The sequence below is a fragment of the Candidatus Accumulibacter similis genome (assembly GCA_013347225.1).
Taxonomy (GTDB): Bacteria; Pseudomonadota; Gammaproteobacteria; order Burkholderiales; family Rhodocyclaceae; genus Accumulibacter; species Accumulibacter similis.
This window is the reverse complement of record CP054595.1, coordinates 4,004,626-4,022,463: the sequence shown is the minus strand read 5'-3', so window position 1 is coordinate 4,022,463 and position 17,838 is coordinate 4,004,626. Positions and strand designations below refer to the sequence as shown.

At 66.3% G+C, this 17,838-nt stretch carries 15 protein-coding genes; 5 read left to right on the top strand and 10 right to left on the bottom strand.

Annotated elements, in window-relative coordinates; all coding sequences use genetic code 11:
• The first annotated feature begins 1 nt into the window (after position 1).
• From HT579_17745 to HT579_17735, 3 genes are all read left to right on the top strand, one after another.
• Positions 2 to 895, top strand: a complete 894-nt coding sequence (locus HT579_17745) for an efflux RND transporter periplasmic adaptor subunit (GenBank protein QKS30596.1) — start codon at positions 2 to 4, stop codon at positions 893 to 895.
• Between the two features lie 110 nt (positions 896 to 1,005).
• Positions 1,006 to 1,764 (top strand): helix-turn-helix transcriptional regulator, encoded by a 759-nt coding sequence (locus tag HT579_17740; protein QKS30595.1) that lies wholly within the window; start codon positions 1,006 to 1,008, stop codon positions 1,762 to 1,764.
• A gap of 180 nt (positions 1,765 to 1,944) precedes the next feature.
• Positions 1,945 to 2,391, top strand: coding sequence for a cache domain-containing protein (locus HT579_17735; protein QKS30594.1), 447 nt, complete (start codon positions 1,945 to 1,947; stop codon positions 2,389 to 2,391).
• A 127-nt stretch (positions 2,392 to 2,518) separates the two neighbouring features.
• Here HT579_17735 and ppk2 read toward each other — a convergent pair whose 3' ends face one another.
• The 10 genes from ppk2 to HT579_17685 form a co-directional block, all read right to left on the bottom strand.
• Complete coding sequence (ppk2, locus tag HT579_17730) at positions 2,519 to 3,289, bottom strand: polyphosphate kinase 2 (protein ID QKS31702.1); 771 nt, start codon at positions 3,287 to 3,289, stop codon at positions 2,519 to 2,521.
• A 580-nt stretch (positions 3,290 to 3,869) separates the two neighbouring features.
• A complete protein-coding gene (locus tag HT579_17725) occupies positions 3,870 to 4,073 on the bottom strand; it encodes a hypothetical protein (GenBank protein QKS30593.1) in 204 nt (67 codons plus the stop codon).
• Positions 4,070 to 4,717 (bottom strand): hypothetical protein, encoded by a 648-nt coding sequence (locus tag HT579_17720; protein ID QKS30592.1) that lies wholly within the window; start codon positions 4,715 to 4,717, stop codon positions 4,070 to 4,072. The genes HT579_17725 and HT579_17720 overlap by 4 nt, the downstream gene beginning before the upstream one ends.
• A 5-nt stretch (positions 4,718 to 4,722) precedes the next feature.
• Positions 4,723 to 5,052, bottom strand: a complete 330-nt coding sequence (locus tag HT579_17715) for a transporter substrate-binding domain-containing protein (protein ID QKS31701.1) — start codon at positions 5,050 to 5,052, stop codon at positions 4,723 to 4,725.
• Positions 5,053 to 5,207: 155 nt separating this feature from the next.
• Entirely contained in the window at positions 5,208 to 6,272 is a 1,065-nt protein-coding gene (locus HT579_17710; protein QKS30591.1) for a response regulator, read from the bottom strand.
• The gene (locus HT579_17705) at positions 6,269 to 8,653 is read right to left on the bottom strand and encodes a PAS domain-containing protein (GenBank protein QKS30590.1); all 2,385 of its coding nucleotides are present in this window, start codon (positions 8,651 to 8,653) and stop codon (positions 6,269 to 6,271) included. Before HT579_17705 ends, HT579_17710 begins: the two co-directional genes overlap by 4 nt.
• A gap of 16 nt (positions 8,654 to 8,669) precedes the next feature.
• Positions 8,670 to 12,038, bottom strand: a complete 3,369-nt coding sequence (locus HT579_17700) for a bacteriohemerythrin (protein ID QKS30589.1) — start codon at positions 12,036 to 12,038, stop codon at positions 8,670 to 8,672.
• A 425-nt stretch (positions 12,039 to 12,463) separates the two neighbouring features.
• Positions 12,464 to 12,937 (bottom strand): VOC family protein, encoded by a 474-nt coding sequence (locus HT579_17695; GenBank protein QKS30588.1) that lies wholly within the window; start codon positions 12,935 to 12,937, stop codon positions 12,464 to 12,466.
• 50 nt (positions 12,938 to 12,987) lie between these two features.
• Positions 12,988 to 14,373, bottom strand: coding sequence for a malonyl-CoA decarboxylase (locus HT579_17690; protein ID QKS30587.1), 1,386 nt, complete (start codon positions 14,371 to 14,373; stop codon positions 12,988 to 12,990).
• A gap of 37 nt (positions 14,374 to 14,410) precedes the next feature.
• The gene (locus HT579_17685) at positions 14,411 to 15,208 is read right to left on the bottom strand and encodes a prolipoprotein diacylglyceryl transferase (GenBank protein QKS30586.1); all 798 of its coding nucleotides are present in this window, start codon (positions 15,206 to 15,208) and stop codon (positions 14,411 to 14,413) included.
• Positions 15,209 to 15,291: 83 nt separating this feature from the next.
• On the opposite strand from HT579_17685, the gene ilvD reads away from it, so the two are divergent.
• A complete protein-coding gene (ilvD, locus tag HT579_17680) occupies positions 15,292 to 17,148 on the top strand; it encodes a dihydroxy-acid dehydratase (GenBank protein ID QKS30585.1) in 1,857 nt (618 codons plus the stop codon).
• Between the two features lie 213 nt (positions 17,149 to 17,361).
• Positions 17,362 to 17,667 carry a c-type cytochrome gene (locus HT579_17675; GenBank protein ID QKS30584.1) on the top strand — a complete coding sequence of 102 codons (306 nt, stop codon included), beginning with the start codon at positions 17,362 to 17,364 and terminating at the stop codon, positions 17,665 to 17,667.
• The last annotated feature ends 171 nt before the right edge of the window (positions 17,668 to 17,838 follow it).

The window sequence follows — 17,838 nt, the reverse complement described above, 5'->3', positions numbered from 1 at the left end:
GATGAACGGGGCGATGCGGACCGGCGGCGGCGTGCTGCTGGCGTTGCTGGGCGGGCCGGCGCTGACCGGCGAATTCGACTGCATCATCGAGCCGAGCCGGACGGTCGAGGTGCGGGCGGCGAGCGAGGGGCTGATCGAGAAGATCTGGGTCGACCGCGGCGACATGGTGAAGGCCGGGCAGGTGCTGGTGACGCTCGATTCGGGCGCCGAACGGGCGTCGACCGAGGCGGCGCGTTACCGCTCGACGATGCAGGGGCGCGTGCGGACCGGCGAGAGCCGGGTCGAGTTCGCGACCGCCAAGTACAACCGGCGCGAGAAGCTCGCCGGCCAGTCGTTCATTTCGCTGCACGACCGCGACGAGGCGCTGACCGAGAAGCGGCTGGCCGAGTCCGAGCTGGTCGAGGCGCGCGACGATCGCCGGCTGGCCGAGATCGAGTACCGCCGCCTGTCCGAGCTGTTGCGCCTGCGGACAATCAGGAGCCCGGTCGACGGCGTCGTCGTCGATCGTCTGCTGAGCGCCGGCGAACTGGCCGACAACCGCGACCTGCGCAAGCCGATCCTGCGCCTGGCCGACATCGGCACGCTGTTCGTCGAGGTGCTGATGCCGATCGAGGCCTTCGGCAAGCTGGCGCTCGAGCAGAACGTCGAGGTATTGCCCGAGCCGCCGGTCGGCGGCCGCCATGTCGCGAAGGTGAAGGTCATCGACCGCGTCCACGATGCCGCCAGCGGCACCTTCGGCGTCCGCCTCGAAATGGCCAACCCGGGATTGAAACTGCCGGCGGGGATCAAGTGCAAGGCGAGCATCGCCGGCGTCGGTGGCAGCCCGGCGGGTGCTGCGACTGGTGCCGCGGGCGTGGCGCGCCAGCCGGCGGCGGCTCCGCCGAGGGCGTTCTAGCTTGCCGCAGCGCTGTCGCTTGCCCCTGCTGCCTCGCCGCCTGTACTGTAGCGGTTGTCGATGTGCCAGATGCCGGCACTGCTTCCAGCCCCCCTCAGGAGAGGATCACCATGAGTACCCCGCCCTCATCATCAGGAAGGCGCAAGCCAGCAGCCGGCGGCAGCCGGAGCAAAAGCAGGAAGACGGTGCCGGCGGAGGCGGCACCTGCCAACCCGCCCGCGAGCGAACCGGGAATCGTCGACCAGGTGCGGGCGATGGCCGGCAGGTTCCTCGACCTCAGTTCGGCGACGGTGGTCGCCGGGCGGGCGCTGCAGACTGCCGGCAAGGTCGGCCGGGCGCTGCAGGAGGGGCACCCGATCGACGCCGCGAGCGAGGTGGTGCGCGCCGTTCTGCCCGGCGTCGGCGATACGGCGGCGTGGGCGAAGACCGGTGCCGCATTGCGTGCCGTGCGCGAGACGGCCGGGCTGACGATCGCCGAAGTTGGCCAGGCGATCGACCTCAAGGATCCGACCCTGATCGAGGCGATCGAGAACGGGCGCCTGGCCCTGTCCTTCGAACTGATCCTGCGCCTGGCGGCGGTCTTTGGCCGCAACGATCCGGTCGGTTTCGTCATGCGCTTCACGCGGGCGTCGAACCCCGAGCTGTGGCAGACCCTCGAGGCTCTGGGCGTCGGCAGGCTGGTGCTGCAGACCGTGCGCGAACATCAGTTCGTCAATGTCTATCGCAGCAATGATGAGGCGCGCGCGCTGAGCGACGAGGAGTTCGCCGAGATCCTGAGCTTCACGCAAGCCGCTTTCGAGATGGCGATGGCTTGGCGCGCGCGGCATGCGCGGCGCGCCGGCAAGCCGGAAGACCAGGGCGCGGGGTGACGCAGGGGCGTCGACGGAGCCGGTCGGGCCACGGCCGCCCGGCGGCGCGATCGATGCCGGTCGCCCCTGCACAGCATTTTTCGGCTACCATGCCGCGCGGGGGGATTTGCCTCTCGCACGCGGTACTCGCACAGGCTGTTGGCCGGGGCGCCGCGTGACAACCTGACAAGGAGGGTTACGATGCTACGCAAGAAACTGGCCATGCTTTCTGCCGCCGCATTTCTGGGTTTAGCCGGCAATGCCCTGGCGGCAGAGTACGGAACGCCCGCCGAGGCGAAAGCCATGCTCGAGAAGGCCGCCGCTGCCGTCAAGGCCGACAAGGCGAAGGCGCTGGTGATGTTCACCAAGGGTGAGGGTGGCTTCAAGGATCGTGATCTGTACCCCTACTGCGGCGGTCCCGATGGCAACTTCACGGCGCATCCGACGCTCGTCGGCCAGAGCCTGAAGGCGCTCAAGGACAAGGCCGGCAAACCGCTCGGCGAGGAGGTGTACGCTGCCGCCAAGGAGGGGACGATCGGCGAGGTGACCTACATGTGGCCGCGTCCGGGTCAGACCGATCCGGTGGTCAAGGTCGCTTACGTCACCCGCATCGGTGATCAGGTGTGCGCTGTCGGTTATTACAAGTAGCGCAGTCGAGCGGGGCAGCGGCACCTCCGGATGCCGCGTGTTGCGCAGCAAAGGCAAGGAAAACCCCGCTTCGGCGGGGTTTGTTCTTGGACCTGGCGGCGCGATGCACGCCGTTGCACGGCCTCCCTCAGTAGATTTCGGGAATGAAGGTCTGGTCGGAGATCGGCGGGCGCACGTAGCCACCCTCTTCCTGGCGTGGCGGCAGGACGATCGGCTGGGGCGTCAGGTCCTCGTAATCGATCATGTTCAACAGATGCGTGATGACGTTCAGGCGGGCGCGCATCTTGTCGTCACCGTTGACCACGTACCACGGCGCCTGCTTGATGTCGGTGTGCGCAAACATCGCATCCTTCGCCTTCGAGTACTCGACCCAGCGGGCGCGCGACTGCAGGTCCATCGGGCTCAGCTTCCAGTGCTTTTCGGGATGGAAGATGCGCTTCTGGAAGCGGCGCTCCTGCTCCTCGTTGCTGACCGAGAACCAGTACTTGATCAGGATGATGCCGCTGCGCACCAGCATTCTCTCGAATTCCGGGCAGGTGCGGAGGAACTCGCGGTACTCCTCTTCAGTGCAGAAGCCCATCACGCGCTCGACACCGGCCCGGTTGTACCAGCTGCGGTCGAAGAGGACCATTTCGCCGCCGGCCGGAAGGTGCTGCACGTAACGCTGGAAATACCATTGAGTCGACTCGCGGTCGGTCGGCGCCGGCAGAGCAGCTACGCGCGTGACGCGCGGGCTGAGGCTCTCGGTGATGCGCTTGATGCAGCCCCCCTTGCCGGCGGCATCGCGGCCCTCGAAGATGACGACCACCTTGAGCTTCTTGAACTTGATCCACTCCTGGAGCTTGACGAGCTCGATCTGCAGCTTGGAGAGTGCCTTTTCGTAGTTCTTGGTGTCCATCTTCGGCTTGCGCACGGGTGCGACCTCTCCCAGGCCGATGGCGGGCGTCGTCGTGGCGGCTGCAGCGGTGCCTTTCGCCTTGGCGACCTTCTGGGCCTTCGCCTTCGCCGGCTTGGCCTCTGTCTGTTGCTCCGCAGCCTTGGCAGCTCGTGTCGAAGCCTTGCTCGCGGCCTTGGCCGGCACAGCCACTGCTGCCGGCGCCGCCGGCGCTTCGCCGACGCTCACGCTCGCCGCCGGACTCGCTGTGCCCGTCACGGTTTCTTCGTTGGTGGGTTGCAGTTCACTCATTGACACCTCCTCCATGTTGCTGACTGCAATCGTGCAGTGCGGGCACAGTTGCCCGCATCCCTGCGCTCGAAAGCATCAGGCTGGCAATTATCGTACATTCTGCCGCAGAAATGAATGATTTTCTGCACAAAACGTGCAATCGTCCCTTGGCTCGGCCGGGCTCGTGGCGGCGACGACTACGTTCCACGGGCCACGGCGGAGTCGTGCGCAGCGCTGGTGAGCGGGACAACGGCGGGTGCACAGGACGTCGCCGGCACCGTCGATGCCTCGCGCGCGTGCCGCCACACGGAGACTAGACTGGTGGCGCGCCAGGGCCGGTGGGATTGGCTGGCCCGTGCTCGAGTCGTGCCGCGCCGTCTGCCTCGCGGTCGAGAAAGCGATCGACAACGTCGCGGAAGTGGCGCACGTCCAGTGGTTTGGTCAGGCAGGCGGCAAAACCGCGGTTCCGGTAGTCATCGATGTCGCCGCGCATGCCGTTGGCGGTGATGGCGATCACCGGTATCGACGCGGCTGACGGGTGCGCCTGCAACCGGCCCAAGGTGGCGAACCCATCCTGGCCCGCAGGTTGAGGTCGAGCAGGATGAGGTCCGGGGTGGTTGCCCGGGCCAGTGCGACGCCGAGCTCGCCACTGCCGGCGTCGGCCAGTTCGACGTCGGGGCGTTCGCCGAGCAGTCTGCGCACCAGTTTCAGGTTGGCCGCGTTGTCCTCGACGTGCAGGATGCGGCGCCACCGTCGCTGCCTGTCGGCTGCCGGCGGCGCGGTGTCGACAACCGCGGCCACTGGCGTAGCCATGCTCCGGGTTGCGCCCGTCGCCGTTTCGGCGGGTGATGGTGCGAGCGGCAGATCGAAGCGAAAGGTGCTGCCGACGCCGACCTGGCTGTCGACGGCGATGCTCCCGGCCATCATTTCGAGCAGACGCCTGGTCAGGGCGAGCCCGACACCGCTGCCTTCGATCCCGTCATAGGATGATTCGAGGCGCTCGAAGGGCTGGAACAGTCGCGGCAGGTGTTCGCTGGCGATGCCACGTCCAGTGTCGCTGACGGTGCAGCACAGCCGATCGCCGGCGCCGGTGCTGCCGAGGCGGACCGTGCCGTGTGCGCGGTTGTACTTGATGGCGTTCGAGAGCAGGTTGACGATCACCTGCTTCAGTCGTGCAGGGTCCCCCTGGCGACGACGACCGTCCCGGGCCTGTCGATATCCGCGCATGCCTGGGTGCGGCGATTGGTCCTCGTCGTGATGGCGTAGATGTCGCTGCTGAGATGCGGTTGCGCGAGGCGGAGCTTCTCCTGCCGTTGCGGCGTGATGCTGATGGCGACCATGGCGATGTCGCAGCGGTCGCTGCAGACATCGGCGATCAGGCGGGCGAACGAACCATCGAAGAACTGCAGTCCGACGTTGAAATCGCGGGCGAGTTCGCGCGCGTTGTCGATATCGACGCCGCTGAGTTCCTGCGTCTTCGGGTTGCGGAACGTCATCCCGTAGTAGTCCGGCCAGATGCAGACGCGCAGTTGGCCGCTGGCCGCGTGCGCGCCAGGCGATCGGGCGCGCACGCAGCCACGGCGGGCTGCACCAGGCAGAGCACGAGGAGGGTGCGGCAAAGCGTGTCTTTCATCGGTGGCCCCGGTTGCGGTCAATCGAGCGGTTCCTGATGCTGATCGCGAATGGCGAGGATCTCCGGCAGGTGTTGCCGGAAGCAATCCACCACCTCGGGATCGAAATGGCTGCCGGCGTTGTCGATGACGTAGGCCACCGCTTCGTCGACCGTCCAGGCTTTCTTGTATGGCCGGTTCGAGGTCAGTGCGTCGAAGACATCGGCGACGGCGACGATCCGCCCGGCCTGCGGGATCGCGAGGCCGCGCAGGCCAGCGGGGTAGCCGCTGCCATCCCACTTCTCGTGGTGGGTGAGGGCGATGGTCCGGGCAAGGCGGAGAAGCTCGGAGTCGTCGCCGGCGAGGATATTGGCACCGATCTCGGGATGTGTGCGGATGATCGCCGTTTCGTCCGCATCGAGACGGCCGGGCTTGAGCAGGACGGCGTCGGGGATGCCGATCTTGCCGATGTCGTGCATCGGGCTGGCGTTGAGCATCAGATCGCTGGCTCCGTCGCTCCAGCCGAGGTGGCTGGCAAGCAGGGCCGAGTACTCGCTCATGCGCAGGATGTGGTAGCCGGTCTCGTTGTCACGGTACTCCGCCGCGCGACCGAGGCGCCGCACGACCTGCAGGCGGGTCTGGTTCAGTTCGTCGGTGCGCATGCGCACCATTTCTTCGAGAATGCCCTTCTGATCATGCAGCATGCGGTGCGCGAGGTGGGCGTCGAGCAGGTTCTTGACCCGCATCAGGAGTTCGGCCATGTCGAATGGCTTGCCGATGAAATCGCGCGCGCCGGCAGCGAGTGCCTTGAGCAGGGTCTCGCGTCCGTGCTGGGCGGTGAGGATGACGATCGGTGGCAGCAGCGGGTCTTGGAGCGCCTTGAGCTGGGCCATCACCTGATAGCCGTCGAGATGCGGCATGTTGATGTCGAGCAGGATCAGGTCGGGGCGCCTGGCCTGATAGCGATCGAGGACTTGGCGCGGATCCTGGATTGCCACGAGGTCTTGATAGTTCCGGCTGGCGAGCATCTTGCCTAACAGCTTCAGATTCGCTGCTTCGTCGTCGACGATGAAGATGCGGGCCTGGTAGCGCAGTTGGTCGTTCATTCTTCCTCCATTCGGTCGGTGGCGAGCGTCTGAGGCAGCCCCGAAGAAGTGCGCGTGTCCGGACTGGCCCCCACTCCGTGCGCCGTCGCCTCGGCAGCCTCGTGGGCGAGGTTCGCCAGCGGCAGGTCGCACCGGAATGTGCTGCCGACCCCGACCTGACTGTCAATGCGGATCATGCCACCCATCGCTTCGACCAGCCGTTGCGTCAGCGCCAGCCCGACACCGCTGCCCTCGATTCCGTCGTACGACGACGCCAGTCGCTCGAAAGGTTGGAACAGGCGCTGCAACTGTTCGCTGGCGATGCCGCGGCCAGTATCGCTGACGGCGAGTTGCAGCCGCCCGTCGCTGCGTGTGCCGGCAATGTGGATCGCGCCCTGCTCGCGATTGAACTTGATGGCATTGGAGAGCAGGTTGAGGATCACTTGCTTCAGGCGTGTGGCGTCAGCCAGCAGCGCCACGTCGTCGATGTCGGCCGCGATGCGGATGCCGCGCGCCTCGGCGAGCGGGCGGACGAGTGCCACGCACTCGGCGACGACGGGCGCCAAGGGCACGGCTGCGAGGGTCAGCTCGATGCGCCCGCTCTCGACGCGCGCCAGGTCGAGTACTTCGTTGACCTGCTCGAGCAGGTGGCGGCCGGCGCGAAGGATCTCCTGCACGCTGTCGGCCTGCTCGGCCGACAGCGGGGCGTCGCCAGGCATGGCGAGCAACTGGCCGAAGCCGAGGATGGCGTTGAGCGGCGTTCGCAGTTCATGGCTCATGCGCGAGAGAAACTCGGTCTTGGCGACGTTGGCGGCTTCCGCCGCTTCCTTGGCACTGGCGAGCGCCGCCGTTCGCGCCGCGACCAGAGTTTCGAGATGGTGGCGGTGCTGCTCGAGTTCGTCTGTCGCCCGTTTGCGCTCGGAAATGTCCTGGCAGAAGTCGATATAGCCGATGAACTCGCCCGCTCGGTCGAAGCGTGGATTGCCGGCATCCTCGATCCAGCGGTACTCGCCGTCGCTGGCACGTAGGCGATACTCCAGGCGAAACGGTTGGCGGCGCTCGAAGTGGCTGTCGTAGCTGCGCCGACAGCCATCGAGATCCTCCGGATGAACGCCTGCGGCCCAGCCGGCAGCGATCTGTTCTTGCAGTGACCGGCCGGTGAAGCGCAGCCATGGCTCGTTGAAGTAGGTTGCCAGCCGATCCGTCCCGGCGCTCCAGATCAGCGCCGAACCGCCGTCGGCCAGCGTGCGGTAGTGCTGCTCGCTTTCCTGCAGGGCCGCCTCGCGCTGCGCCAGCGACTCGAGGAGCAGGTTGAAGCTGCGAATCAATTGCCCGACCTCGTCCGCAGTTGCCGACGGCAGCGGTTGCAACACCGGGCCGGTGGTCTGCGACAGGTCGGCGAGCAGCGCCGAAGCGGCGAGCATGGGCGCGAACTGCTGCCGCAGCATGCGGCTGAGGAACCACCAGCCGACCGTGCCAACCAGCATGCTGAGAACCAGCGCTGCCAGCAACACCCGCGCCTGCAGCGCGACGATGGGTTCGAAGGCCTCGCTCGTCGGCAGTACGCTGACGAGGAACCAGCCGGCGACCGCGATCCGCTTTGCCGCCGCCAGTTCTTCGACACCACGCGAATTGCGCGCGACTCCATAACCCTCGTAGCCGCCAACAAAACGGTCGTGGTTGCGGTTGGCACCGGCCACGGGCATCGGCGACACCGCGCGCGACCGGTCGGTTGCGGTAACGATCAGGGCATGCTGCGGAGCGATGATCAGGTAGCCGCCGGTCCTGCCGTAGCGCTGGTCGACGATGCGATCGAAAAAGTTCGGCCGGCCGAGATCGATGACCCCGGTTAGCGCCCCGATGACCTTTCCGTTCGGGTCGCGGATGGGCGCCGCCAGAGCGATCGCTGGCGAGTTGAGCGTCCGGCTGATGACCGGTCGGCCGATGCTGGTCCGGCCTTCCTTGAGGGCGGCGACCATGTAGTCGCGGTCGGCATAGCTGCTGCCGATCTGCTGTGGCAGGTAGGGAACGCTGGCGAGCGTCAGGGCATTGCCATCGCGGACTCGTGTGCCGCCGTTGAACAGGCTCTGGAACGTCGTGCGCTGTTCGAGGAAACGCTGCAGTTCCGCCCGTTTGCCGAGCAGGGCAGGAGGAATCTCGCCGGCAACCCGTGTCAGAGCCTGCAGCCGCGTGTCGAGTTCGGCGTTGAGCTGGGCGGCGATGATCGTGGTCGTCGAGAACTGCTGCTCACCGAGCAGGTGCGTCATGTCCTGGCGCAGGCTGCGCGTCGCGTACAGGGTCATCGACCAGATCGCGAGCAGGAACAGCGCCAGCGTCAGGGCGGTGATGCGCGTCTTCAACGACCAGACGACGGGCCGCGTTGCAGTCGTATCGCTGTTCACCGGTGCAGTCCCGGGCTCACTGCGGCCGTGCCGATCGTTGCTTCTCCAGCGCCTGGTCGACGACGTTCAGGAAGGCGGCGACGTCGATCGGTTTCGTGATGTAGTCGAGAAAGCCTGCCGCGCGGCCGCGTTCAACGTCGCGGGCGAGGGCATTGGCCGTGATGGCGATGACCGGCGTGCGGCGGGTCGCCGGATTGCGCTGGAGCACCGCGAGAACCTCGTAGCCGTCCATGCCGGGCATGTTGATGTCGAGCAGGACGAGATGCGGCTGGTGCGCCAGCGCCAGCTCGATTCCCAGTTGCGGAGCATGCGCGGTGAGCAGGCGAAGGTTGCCGTGACGGCCGAGGATCTGCGTCATCAGCTTGAGGTTCGACGGATTGTCGTCGATGCACAGGACGCGCCGTTCATCGCTGGCCGCCGGTATCACCGCCTGCGCGTAGTGGCCCTGATCGGTGGTGCTGCCCTGGCGATCAAGGGTGGCGGCCGGGATGTCGATCCAGAAGCGACTGCCGACTCCGGGCTCGCTCTCGGCGCCAATTTCACCATCCATCAGTTCAACCAGGCGCTTGGTGATCGTCAGTCCGATGCCGGTGCCCTCGATCTCGCTGTTTTCACCCTGCAGGCGGGTGAAGGGCTGAAAGACCTCGCCAAGGCGCCCGACAGCGATGCCGATGCCGCTGTCGGTGACGCGGAAGCGCTGACGCAGCCCGGCAGCCGTGCGCTGCTGTTCGACGCCCAGGTGAACGCTGCCTCCCTCGCGGTTGTACTTGATGGCATTCGACAGCAGGTTGAGGAGCGCCTGCTTGAGACGGATCCGGTCGGCGTACACCGCTGCACCGGTAGGGACATCGATCGTCAGCGTAATCCCGCGGGCCAGCGCCAACGGCTCGACAAGGTGCCGACAGTCGTCGACGACGGCAGCGATCTCGGTCGTCTCGAGCGACAGTTGGATGCGTCCGGATTCGATCCGGGCGAGGTCGAGGACTTCGTTGATCAGCTCGAGCAGGTGGCGGCTCGCCTGGAGGATCTCATGTACGCTGTCCTGCTGGTCGGTGCTGAGCTCGCCTTCGTACTCGAGCATCTGGGCGAAGCCGATGATGGCGTTCATCGGTGTTCGCAGTTCGTGGCTCATGCTCGAAAGGAACTCCGATTTTGCCCGGTTGGCACTTTCCGCGGCATCCTTGGCCAGCGACAGCTCGGCAGTCCGTTGGGCGACCAGGGTTTCGAGATGCGCACGATGTCGATCGAGTTCGGCCTCGACTTCCTTGCGCTCGCCAATGTCGGCACCGGAGCTCAGCGTGCCGACGATGCGCCCGGCATCGTCGGTCAGTGGGCCGGTCTTCCAGCCGATCAGGCGTTGCGAACCGTCGCGGCAAAGGACGCTGTCTTCACTCGACCGGTTGGCATCGAGTTCGCCGGCGATGATCCGCCGGAAGAACGGCAGGCTCTGCTCTCGTCCTTTCGGTTGCGGCAGACAGGTGCTGAACCAGCACCTGCCGAGCAGCTCGCCTTCGCCGTAGCCCAGCAGTTCGCGACCGGCGCGGTTGATCATCGTGATCCGACCCTCGGAGTCGAGCGCCAGCATCAGGCTTTGTACCGTGTCGAGGTAGCTTTGCGCGAGGTCGCGCTGCTGCCGCACGAGTTGTTCGGCGGCCTTCCTCGCGCTGACATCGCGCAGCACCAGCAGCAGGTGTACGCCGCCGGAAGGCGGCGTGACGAAGGTCGTGTGCACCTGCAGCGTCCGCCGCTCGCCGTCACGGCGGCGGATCGTCCACTCCTCGCCGCGCAGGTGGTCGCCGCGGCGCATGCGCCTGGCACGCCGCAAAGCCTCATCCTGCCGTTCGTCGTCGACCTGCAGCACCCGTTGCCAGCCAGCCTGATTGACTTCATTCTGGCTGTAGCCGGTCAGCTGCTGCATCGCAGGGTTCCAGACCGTGAAACGGACCAGCGGTGGCGCCGCGATTTCGTGGCAGACGGCGACCCCATCGCCCATCGCCTCGATGATGGCGTCGGTGAACGCTGCCTGTTGCTGCAGAGCACGTTCCATCCGCATGCGTTCGCTGACGTCGAGCATGATGCCGACCAGTCCGCCCAGGCTGCCGTCGGACCGGTTGAACGTCGCCTTGTTGAAGACGACGTCGTGCAGCGTGCCGTCCGCGTAACGCACCTGCGCCTGGTACGACTGCGTTCCGCGCTGCTCGAACAGCGCCCGGTCGGCGGCCAGATACCGGTCGGCGAGGGCGGCGGGGGCGATGTCGTGCATCGTGCGACCGATCAGGTTGCGGCGCTCGATCCCTACGTACTTCTCGAAGGCGGTGTTGCAGCCCAGGTAGCGACCGTTCTCGTCCTTGAAGAAGACCGGATTGGGAATCGTGTTGAGCAGTCGGGCGGTGAAACGAAGCTGGTCCGCCAGGCGCTGACGCTCCTCCGCCAGTTGTTTCTCAGCCTGTTTGCGCTCGCTGACGTCTCGGGCGGAATAGAACAGCAGTCGTTGCCCCTCGATCGTCACCGGCACGCCGCTGACATCGACGTCGATCAGGCTGCCATCCCGGTGGCGGTAGCGGGTGTGCAGTACTCGCCGTTGTGGACTGTCGAGCTCCTGGCGCAGCCTGCTCAATCCGTCTCCGTCGGCGAAGCGTACGTCACGGGACGCCATGTTGCTGCCGACGAGTTCTTCGCGTGCGCAGCCGAGCATGGCGCAGAAGGAGTTGCTGACCTCAATGATGTTGCCCACCGCGTCGAGGACATGGACGCCATCGCTGGCGGCGCGCAGCAAGGCCCGATTCTTCTCGCTCTCGTGCTGCAGTTCGGCCTGCGTTTGCCGCAGTTCGGCCAGTTCGGACATCAGGTGCAGGGCGTTGGTGGCTGGTGTCGCATTGATCGACAGGACGATGTCGGCCAGCGTCCGCACACCCTGCGCCATTTCCGCGCTGGCGTGCCGTTGCGCCGCTTCGCGTGACAGGCCGGTGCGCAGCGCCGCGACGGTGCAGGCCATGTAACGGTCGCTCTCGAGGATATGAGAGATCAGCCAGCGTGTCAGGAAAGCCAGGGTCTCTTCGGCAGCCCGCGCCGTCTGGCACGCATCCTGCTGGGCGCGCAGTCGTGACACTTCCTGCACGAAGCTGGCGTGGGTCACCCGGTGATCGCGTTCGGACTGATCGCCGGCAAGGTACTCATGCCAAATCGCCTCCTCGGTCTGGAAGTGGTAGACGGCGTAGTTGACGAGCTCATCGAACATCTCGCCGAGTTGCGGGATGTTCGTCCTGAAGGCGACATGGCTGGCGAGGGCGTTGATGAGTGTGACCAGTCGCCGGTGCTGGCCGTCAACCTCCGGCAGGCTGGTGTCGAAACTGTCATCCCAAGGCAGAAAATCGATCCTGTTCATTGGCTCAGTGTGCTGGGGAGTGTCTGCTGGCGAGGACAACCGTGATGCTTAGACCAACGGCCGCAGGCAGGAGGACTTGAGGGAAATCGTCCGCTGCACGCCGGCAGCGCCTACGCAGCCGCTGTCCCGGGCTTGTCGCCAGCGAGCCGCGGCAGTGACGGCAAGGCCGCCCGGCTGACGGCTGAGCCCGTTGGGGGCGTCGTCGCCTGCGGCGTCACCTCCGCCTGTGGCCGCGTCAGTGGCAACTCAGGCCGGCGCGCGCAAGCAGTGGATCGTTGCGGCGTGGCTTGGGTTTGCGGATTCTCCGGCGGCGCAAAAGACCGGACGCTGCCGCCGGTGCGCAGGGGGCGCCGCAATCGCGGCGCCGGCTGATGTCGCGGGCAGCCGGCAGTGCCCGGGGCGGGACTGCCGGTTGCTCATGGTGGTCAGGCGATGCGGGCGAAAGCCTCGACGACCTCGGGTGGTGCCTGCACCAGTTCGATCAGCACGCCCTCGCCGGCGATCGGGAATTCGGCACTGGCTTTCGGGTGCAGGAAGGTGATGTCGAAGCCGGCGGCTCCCTTGCGGATTCCGCCCGGTGCGAAGCGAACGCCGTTGGCCGTCAGCCATTCAACCGCTTGCGGCAGATCGTCGATCCACAGGCCGACGTGATTGAGCGGCGTGGCATGTACGGCGGGCTTCTTCTCCGGGTCGACCGGCTGCATCAGGTCGACCTCGACCTTGAACGGGCCCTTGCCCATGGCGGCGATGTCTTCATCGACGTTCTCGCGCTCGCTGACGAAGTTGCCGGTGATTTCGAGGCCGAGCATGTCGACCCAGAGTTGACGCAGTTTCATCTTGTCCGGACCGCCGATGGCGATCTGCTGGATTCCGAGGACCTTGAATGGACGTTGACTCATGTGCAGTGCTTTCTCTAAAGAGGAACAGGAGACGCTCCGGCCGGACGGACTCAGTCACGGGCAGAGCGACGGATGGCTGCAGCGGCGGCAATCTCGCCGCTGCGCGAAAACGCTTCGACATTGGATTCGATGGTATCAGGGTCGTAGAGATAATTCACCATCAGGCCGTAGGACTGCTTCTGGCCGCGGGCCGAGGTGTCAGCCAGATAGTTGAGGCGCTCGATGCGGGCGCCGTTGCCGAGGTGGAAGCGGGCGACCGGATCGTAGGGGCGGCCGCCCTTGGCCGTCGTCATCAGGTAGCGCGCCGCCAGGCGCAGCAGCCCGTGCTGCAGCGCGCGCGTCAGGCGCGGATCCTGGCTCCAGCGGCTGTCGGCAAGCACGCCCTGCAGGTCGCTGGCGCTTGCCGGTGGCAGCGTGTCGGCCGGCAGGTGGCGTCCGATCCGTTCGAGGTCGGCCGGAGTGAACGCTTTCCGCCAGGCCTCGGGGTTCTTCTCTGCCCAGCGGCAGAAAGTCGGCAGCGGCGACAGGGTGGCGAAGCTGACCAGCCGCGGATAATCGCGTTTGAGGTCGTCGACCACGCGCTTGAGCAGGAAGTTGCCGAAGGAAACGCCGCGCAGTCCGGCCTGGGTATTGGAGATCGAGTAGAAGATCGCCGTCGTGGCGCGTTGGGCGTCGAACACCGGCGCGTGCTCGTCGAGCAGCGCCTGCACGTTGTCGGCGAGGCGGTCGACGAGCGCCACCTCGACGAAGATCAGCGGCTCCATCGGCATGCGCGGATGGAAGAAAGCGTAACAGCGCCGGTCGGAATCGAGCCGGTTCTTGAGATCGTTCCACGAACGGATCTCATGCACCGCCTCGTATTCGATCAGCTTCTCCAGCAGTGTTGCCGGCGAGTTCCAGGTGATTCGCTGCAGTTCCAGGAAGCCGACATCGAACCAGGCGCCCAGCCGCGATTCGAGTTCCCGATCGAGCGAGCGCAGCGCCGGATCCTGCGTCGCGTAGCGCAGCAGGTCCGCGCGCAGGTCGACGAGGAACTTGACGCCCTGCGGCAGGGCGTTGAACTGCGTCAGGATGCGCAGGCGCGTCGAGCGCATGGCATTCCGCAGCGCCGATTCGGCAGCCCACTGCTGGTCGCTGCCGATGGCCTCCTGGTAGCCTGCGTGCGCTTCGGCTACCCGCTGCGGATCGGGCCCGAATTCGGTGGCGACGAGTCGCAGGAAGGTGGCCCGCCCCTCGTCGTCGAGATGCTGGTAGGCGCCGGCGAGACGGGCGGCGCGTTGCCGGGCCGAGATCTCGCCGCCGACACCGCCGGCGCATTCGTGCAGGAGCGCGCGTACCTGCAGCAGTTGTTTGCCCGTGAGGCCACGCGACGCGCTCCCTTCGGCGAGCAGCGTCCGCACACGGCGCAGCCCGCGCACCACCATACCTTCTGCCATCTGGTTCTCCTTGGCCGCGGCCCTGCAACAGGGCAGCTCAGGCGCGCTGGCGGCCCGCGGCGACGATCAACATGATGCCGGCAGCGATCATCGGCAGTGACAGCCACTGCCCCATGCTGACGGTGTGGGAAAGGCCGAAAATCCCTGCGTCGGGCGAGCGAAAATACTCGGCCACCCAGCGCAGGATTCCGTAGCCGACGAGAAAGGCACCCGAGACGGCGCCGCGCGGCCGCTCCCGGCGCGCGTAGAGCCAGAGCACGACGAACAGCAGCAGGCCTTCGAGCCCGGCCTGATAGAGCTGCGACGGGTGGCGCGGCAATTCGTCCACCGCCGGGAAGATCATCGCCCAGGGCAGCGACGGATCCGCCGCACGGCCCCACAGTTCGCCGTTGATGAAGTTGCCGACACGCCCGGCAGCCAGGCCGAGCGGCACCAGCGGCGCGATGAAGTCGGTGATTTCGAGCCACTGGCGAGCCGTCTTGCGGGCGTACAATGCCATCGCCAGCAGGACGCCCAGCAGGCCGCCGTGGAAGGACATGCCACCGCGCCAGACCGCGAGAATCTGCAGCGGCTCGCGCAGGTAGTAGCCGGGCTCGTAGAACAGGACCTGTCCGAGACGGCCGCCGGTGATCACGCCGAGAACCCCGTAAAACAGCAGATCGTCGAGCTGTTGCACGGTCCAGCCCGAGCGGGCGAACTGTGGCTGATGCAGCAGCCGGTACTTGCCGAGCCACCAGAATTGGACGAACGCGACGAGATACATCAGCCCGTACCAGTGTACACTCAGCGGGCCGAGTGAGACGGCGACTGGGTCGAACTGCGGATGGATCAACACGGTGCCAATACCCCGGGGGCTTTCGGATAGAATCGACATTATAGCCCGTCGCTTCGAGGCGGGTTTTCGAATGGAGATCAGCGATGCCGCACTATCGTTCACGCACCTCGACCCATGGCCGCAACATGGCCGGCGCGCGCGCCCTCTGGCGTGCCACCGGCATGGCCGATGGTGATTTCGGAAAGCCGATCATCGCCGTCGTCAATTCCTTCACCCAGTTCGTTCCCGGGCATGTGCATCTCAAGGATCTCGGGCAACTGGTCGCGCGCGAGATCGAGGCCGCCGGCGGCGTGGCCAAGGAGTTCAACACGATAGCGATCGACGACGGCATCGCCATGGGGCACGACGGCATGCTCTACTCGCTGCCCTCGCGCGACCTGATTGCCGACTCGGTCGAGTACATGGTCAATGCCCATTGTGCCGACGCCATGGTGTGCATCTCGAATTGCGACAAGATCACTCCCGGCATGCTGATGGCGGCGATGCGCGTGAACATCCCGACGATCTTCGTCTCCGGTGGCCCGATGGAGGCCGGCAAGGTGCAATGGGGCGGCAAGGTGGTGGCGATCGACCTGGTGGATGCGATGGTCAAGGGCGGCGACAGCAACTGCTCCGACGCCGAGGTCGAGGCCTTCGAGCGCTCGGCATGTCCCACCTGCGGCTCCTGTTCGGGCATGTTCACCGCCAATTCGATGAACTGCCTGACCGAGGCGCTCGGGTTTTCGCTGCCGGGCAACGGCAGCCTGCTGGCCACCCATGCCGATCGCCGCGGGTTGTTTCTCCAGGCCGGCCGCCAGATCGTCGACCTCTGCCGGCGCTACTACGAGCACGACGACGCCGCGGTGCTGCCCCGTTCGATCGGCAGTCTGGCCGCCTTCGAGAACGCCATGGCGCTCGACGTGTCGATGGGCGGTTCGACGAACACGGTGCTGCACATCCTGGCGGCGGCACAGGAGGGCGGCGTCGATTTCACGATGGACGACATCGACCGCATCTCGCGTCGCGTACCCTGCCTGGCGAAGGTCGCTCCGGCAACGCCGGACTACCACATGGAGGACGTGCACCGAGCCGGTGGCATTTTCGCCATCCTCGGCGAGCTCGACCGCGCCGGCCTGATCCATCGCGACGTGCCGACGGTACATGCGGCGACGCTTGGCGAAGCGATCGATCGCTGGGACGTGCTGCGCGCGCCGGAGGCGGCGGTGGGCGAGTTCTACCGGGCGGCGCCGGGTGGCATTCCGACGCAGACGGCGTTCTCGCAGAACCGTCGTTACGCCGACCTCGATCTCGACCGCGCCGGCGGCTGCATCCGCAACATTGCCAACGCGTATTCGCAGGATGGTGGCCTCGCCGTTCTCTACGGCAACATCGCCAGCGATGGCTGCATCGTCAAGACTGCCGGCGTCGATGCCAGCATCTGGGTGTTCAGCGGGCGGGCACGGGTCTTCGAGAGCCAGGACGACGCGGTGCAGGCGATTCTCGGCGATCAGGTGCACGCGGGCGAGGTGGTGGTGATTCGCTACGAAGGACCGAAGGGCGGTCCGGGCATGCAGGAGATGCTCTATCCGACCTCCTACCTCAAATCGAAGGGGCTGGGCAAGGCCTGCGCCCTGCTGACCGATGGGCGCTTCTCGGGTGGCACCTCGGGTCTGTCGATCGGTCACGTCTCGCCGGAGGCAGCCGAAGGCGGGGCGATCGGCCTCGTCGAGGAAGGCGACCTGATCGAGATCGACATACCCGCCCGTCGCATCCATCTCGCCGTCGCTGATGCCGAACTGGCGCGGCGGCGGGCAGCGATGGATGCGCGCGGCGAGTCCGCCTGGCGACCGGCAGCGGCACGCGCGCGCGTCGTTTCGCGGGCCCTGCAGGCCTACGCGCTGATGGCGACCTCGGCGGCAACCGGCGCCGTGCGCGACCTCGGCCGGCTGCGCGGCGCCTGACGACGGGCAGCCGGGGGCCGTGGTCGGGCATCTACGCCGGGTGATCGCTCGCGCCGGCGCGGTCAACGCGAGGCAGCGGCGCGCGTTGCATGGTATGCGCCCGCTGCGCGCTGCCCTGGCATCGGCGGCGGCCGGTTCGCGATGCTTTGCAAGCGGGCCAAACTGAAATAATATCGGGGCGTTTCAATCCCTTTACCTGAACGGAGTGTGAGCATGAAAGCGATCTACGCGTGCCTGCTGGCGGCTGCCGGCGTGATGTCTGCCGGTGCTGTGCAGGCTGACGAGGCCCTTGCCAAGTCGAAGAACTGCCTGTCTTGTCACGCGGTGGACAAGAAGGTTGTCGGTCCGGCGTACAAGGATGTGGCCAAGAAATACACGGCCAAGGATGAAGCCATGCTCGCCGAGAAGGTGATCAAGGGTGGCAAGGGTGTCTGGGGGCCGGTGCCGATGCCGCCGAATCCCTCGGTCACTCCCGACGAAGCCAACAAGCTCGTGAAGTGGATTCTCAGCCAGAAGTGAGGGCTGAGGCTGCAGAGAGACCGGCCAACCGCCGGTTTTTCTTTTTTTGCAGCACCAATGACACGCGCAGCGGCATTTCCGGCAGCGAGGCAACGACATCGTGGTTGACAAGTTCCTGATGGCCTCGGACAATCGCGCGTTTGCTGGCCCCGTAAGACGACAATATTGGAG

Coding starts and splice junctions, on each gene's coding strand:
- HT579_17745 (QKS30596.1), top strand. CDS start 2: ATGAACGGGGCGATGCGGACCGGCGGCGGCGTGCTGCTGGCGTTGCTG.
- HT579_17740 (QKS30595.1), top strand. CDS start 1,006: ATGAGTACCCCGCCCTCATCATCAGGAAGGCGCAAGCCAGCAGCCGGC.
- HT579_17735 (QKS30594.1), top strand. CDS start 1,945: ATGCTACGCAAGAAACTGGCCATGCTTTCTGCCGCCGCATTTCTGGGT.
- ppk2 (QKS31702.1), bottom strand. CDS start 3,289: ATGGACACCAAGAACTACGAAAAGGCACTCTCCAAGCTGCAGATCGAG.
- HT579_17715 (QKS31701.1), bottom strand. CDS start 5,052: ATGACGTTCCGCAACCCGAAGACGCAGGAACTCAGCGGCGTCGATATC.
- HT579_17710 (QKS30591.1), bottom strand. CDS start 6,272: ATGAACGACCAACTGCGCTACCAGGCCCGCATCTTCATCGTCGACGAC.
- HT579_17700 (QKS30589.1), bottom strand. CDS start 12,038: ATGAACAGGATCGATTTTCTGCCTTGGGATGACAGTTTCGACACCAGC.
- HT579_17695 (QKS30588.1), bottom strand. CDS start 12,937: ATGAGTCAACGTCCATTCAAGGTCCTCGGAATCCAGCAGATCGCCATC.
- HT579_17690 (QKS30587.1), bottom strand. CDS start 14,373: ATGGCAGAAGGTATGGTGGTGCGCGGGCTGCGCCGTGTGCGGACGCTG.
- ilvD (QKS30585.1), top strand. CDS start 15,292: ATGCCGCACTATCGTTCACGCACCTCGACCCATGGCCGCAACATGGCC.
- HT579_17675 (QKS30584.1), top strand. CDS start 17,362: ATGAAAGCGATCTACGCGTGCCTGCTGGCGGCTGCCGGCGTGATGTCT.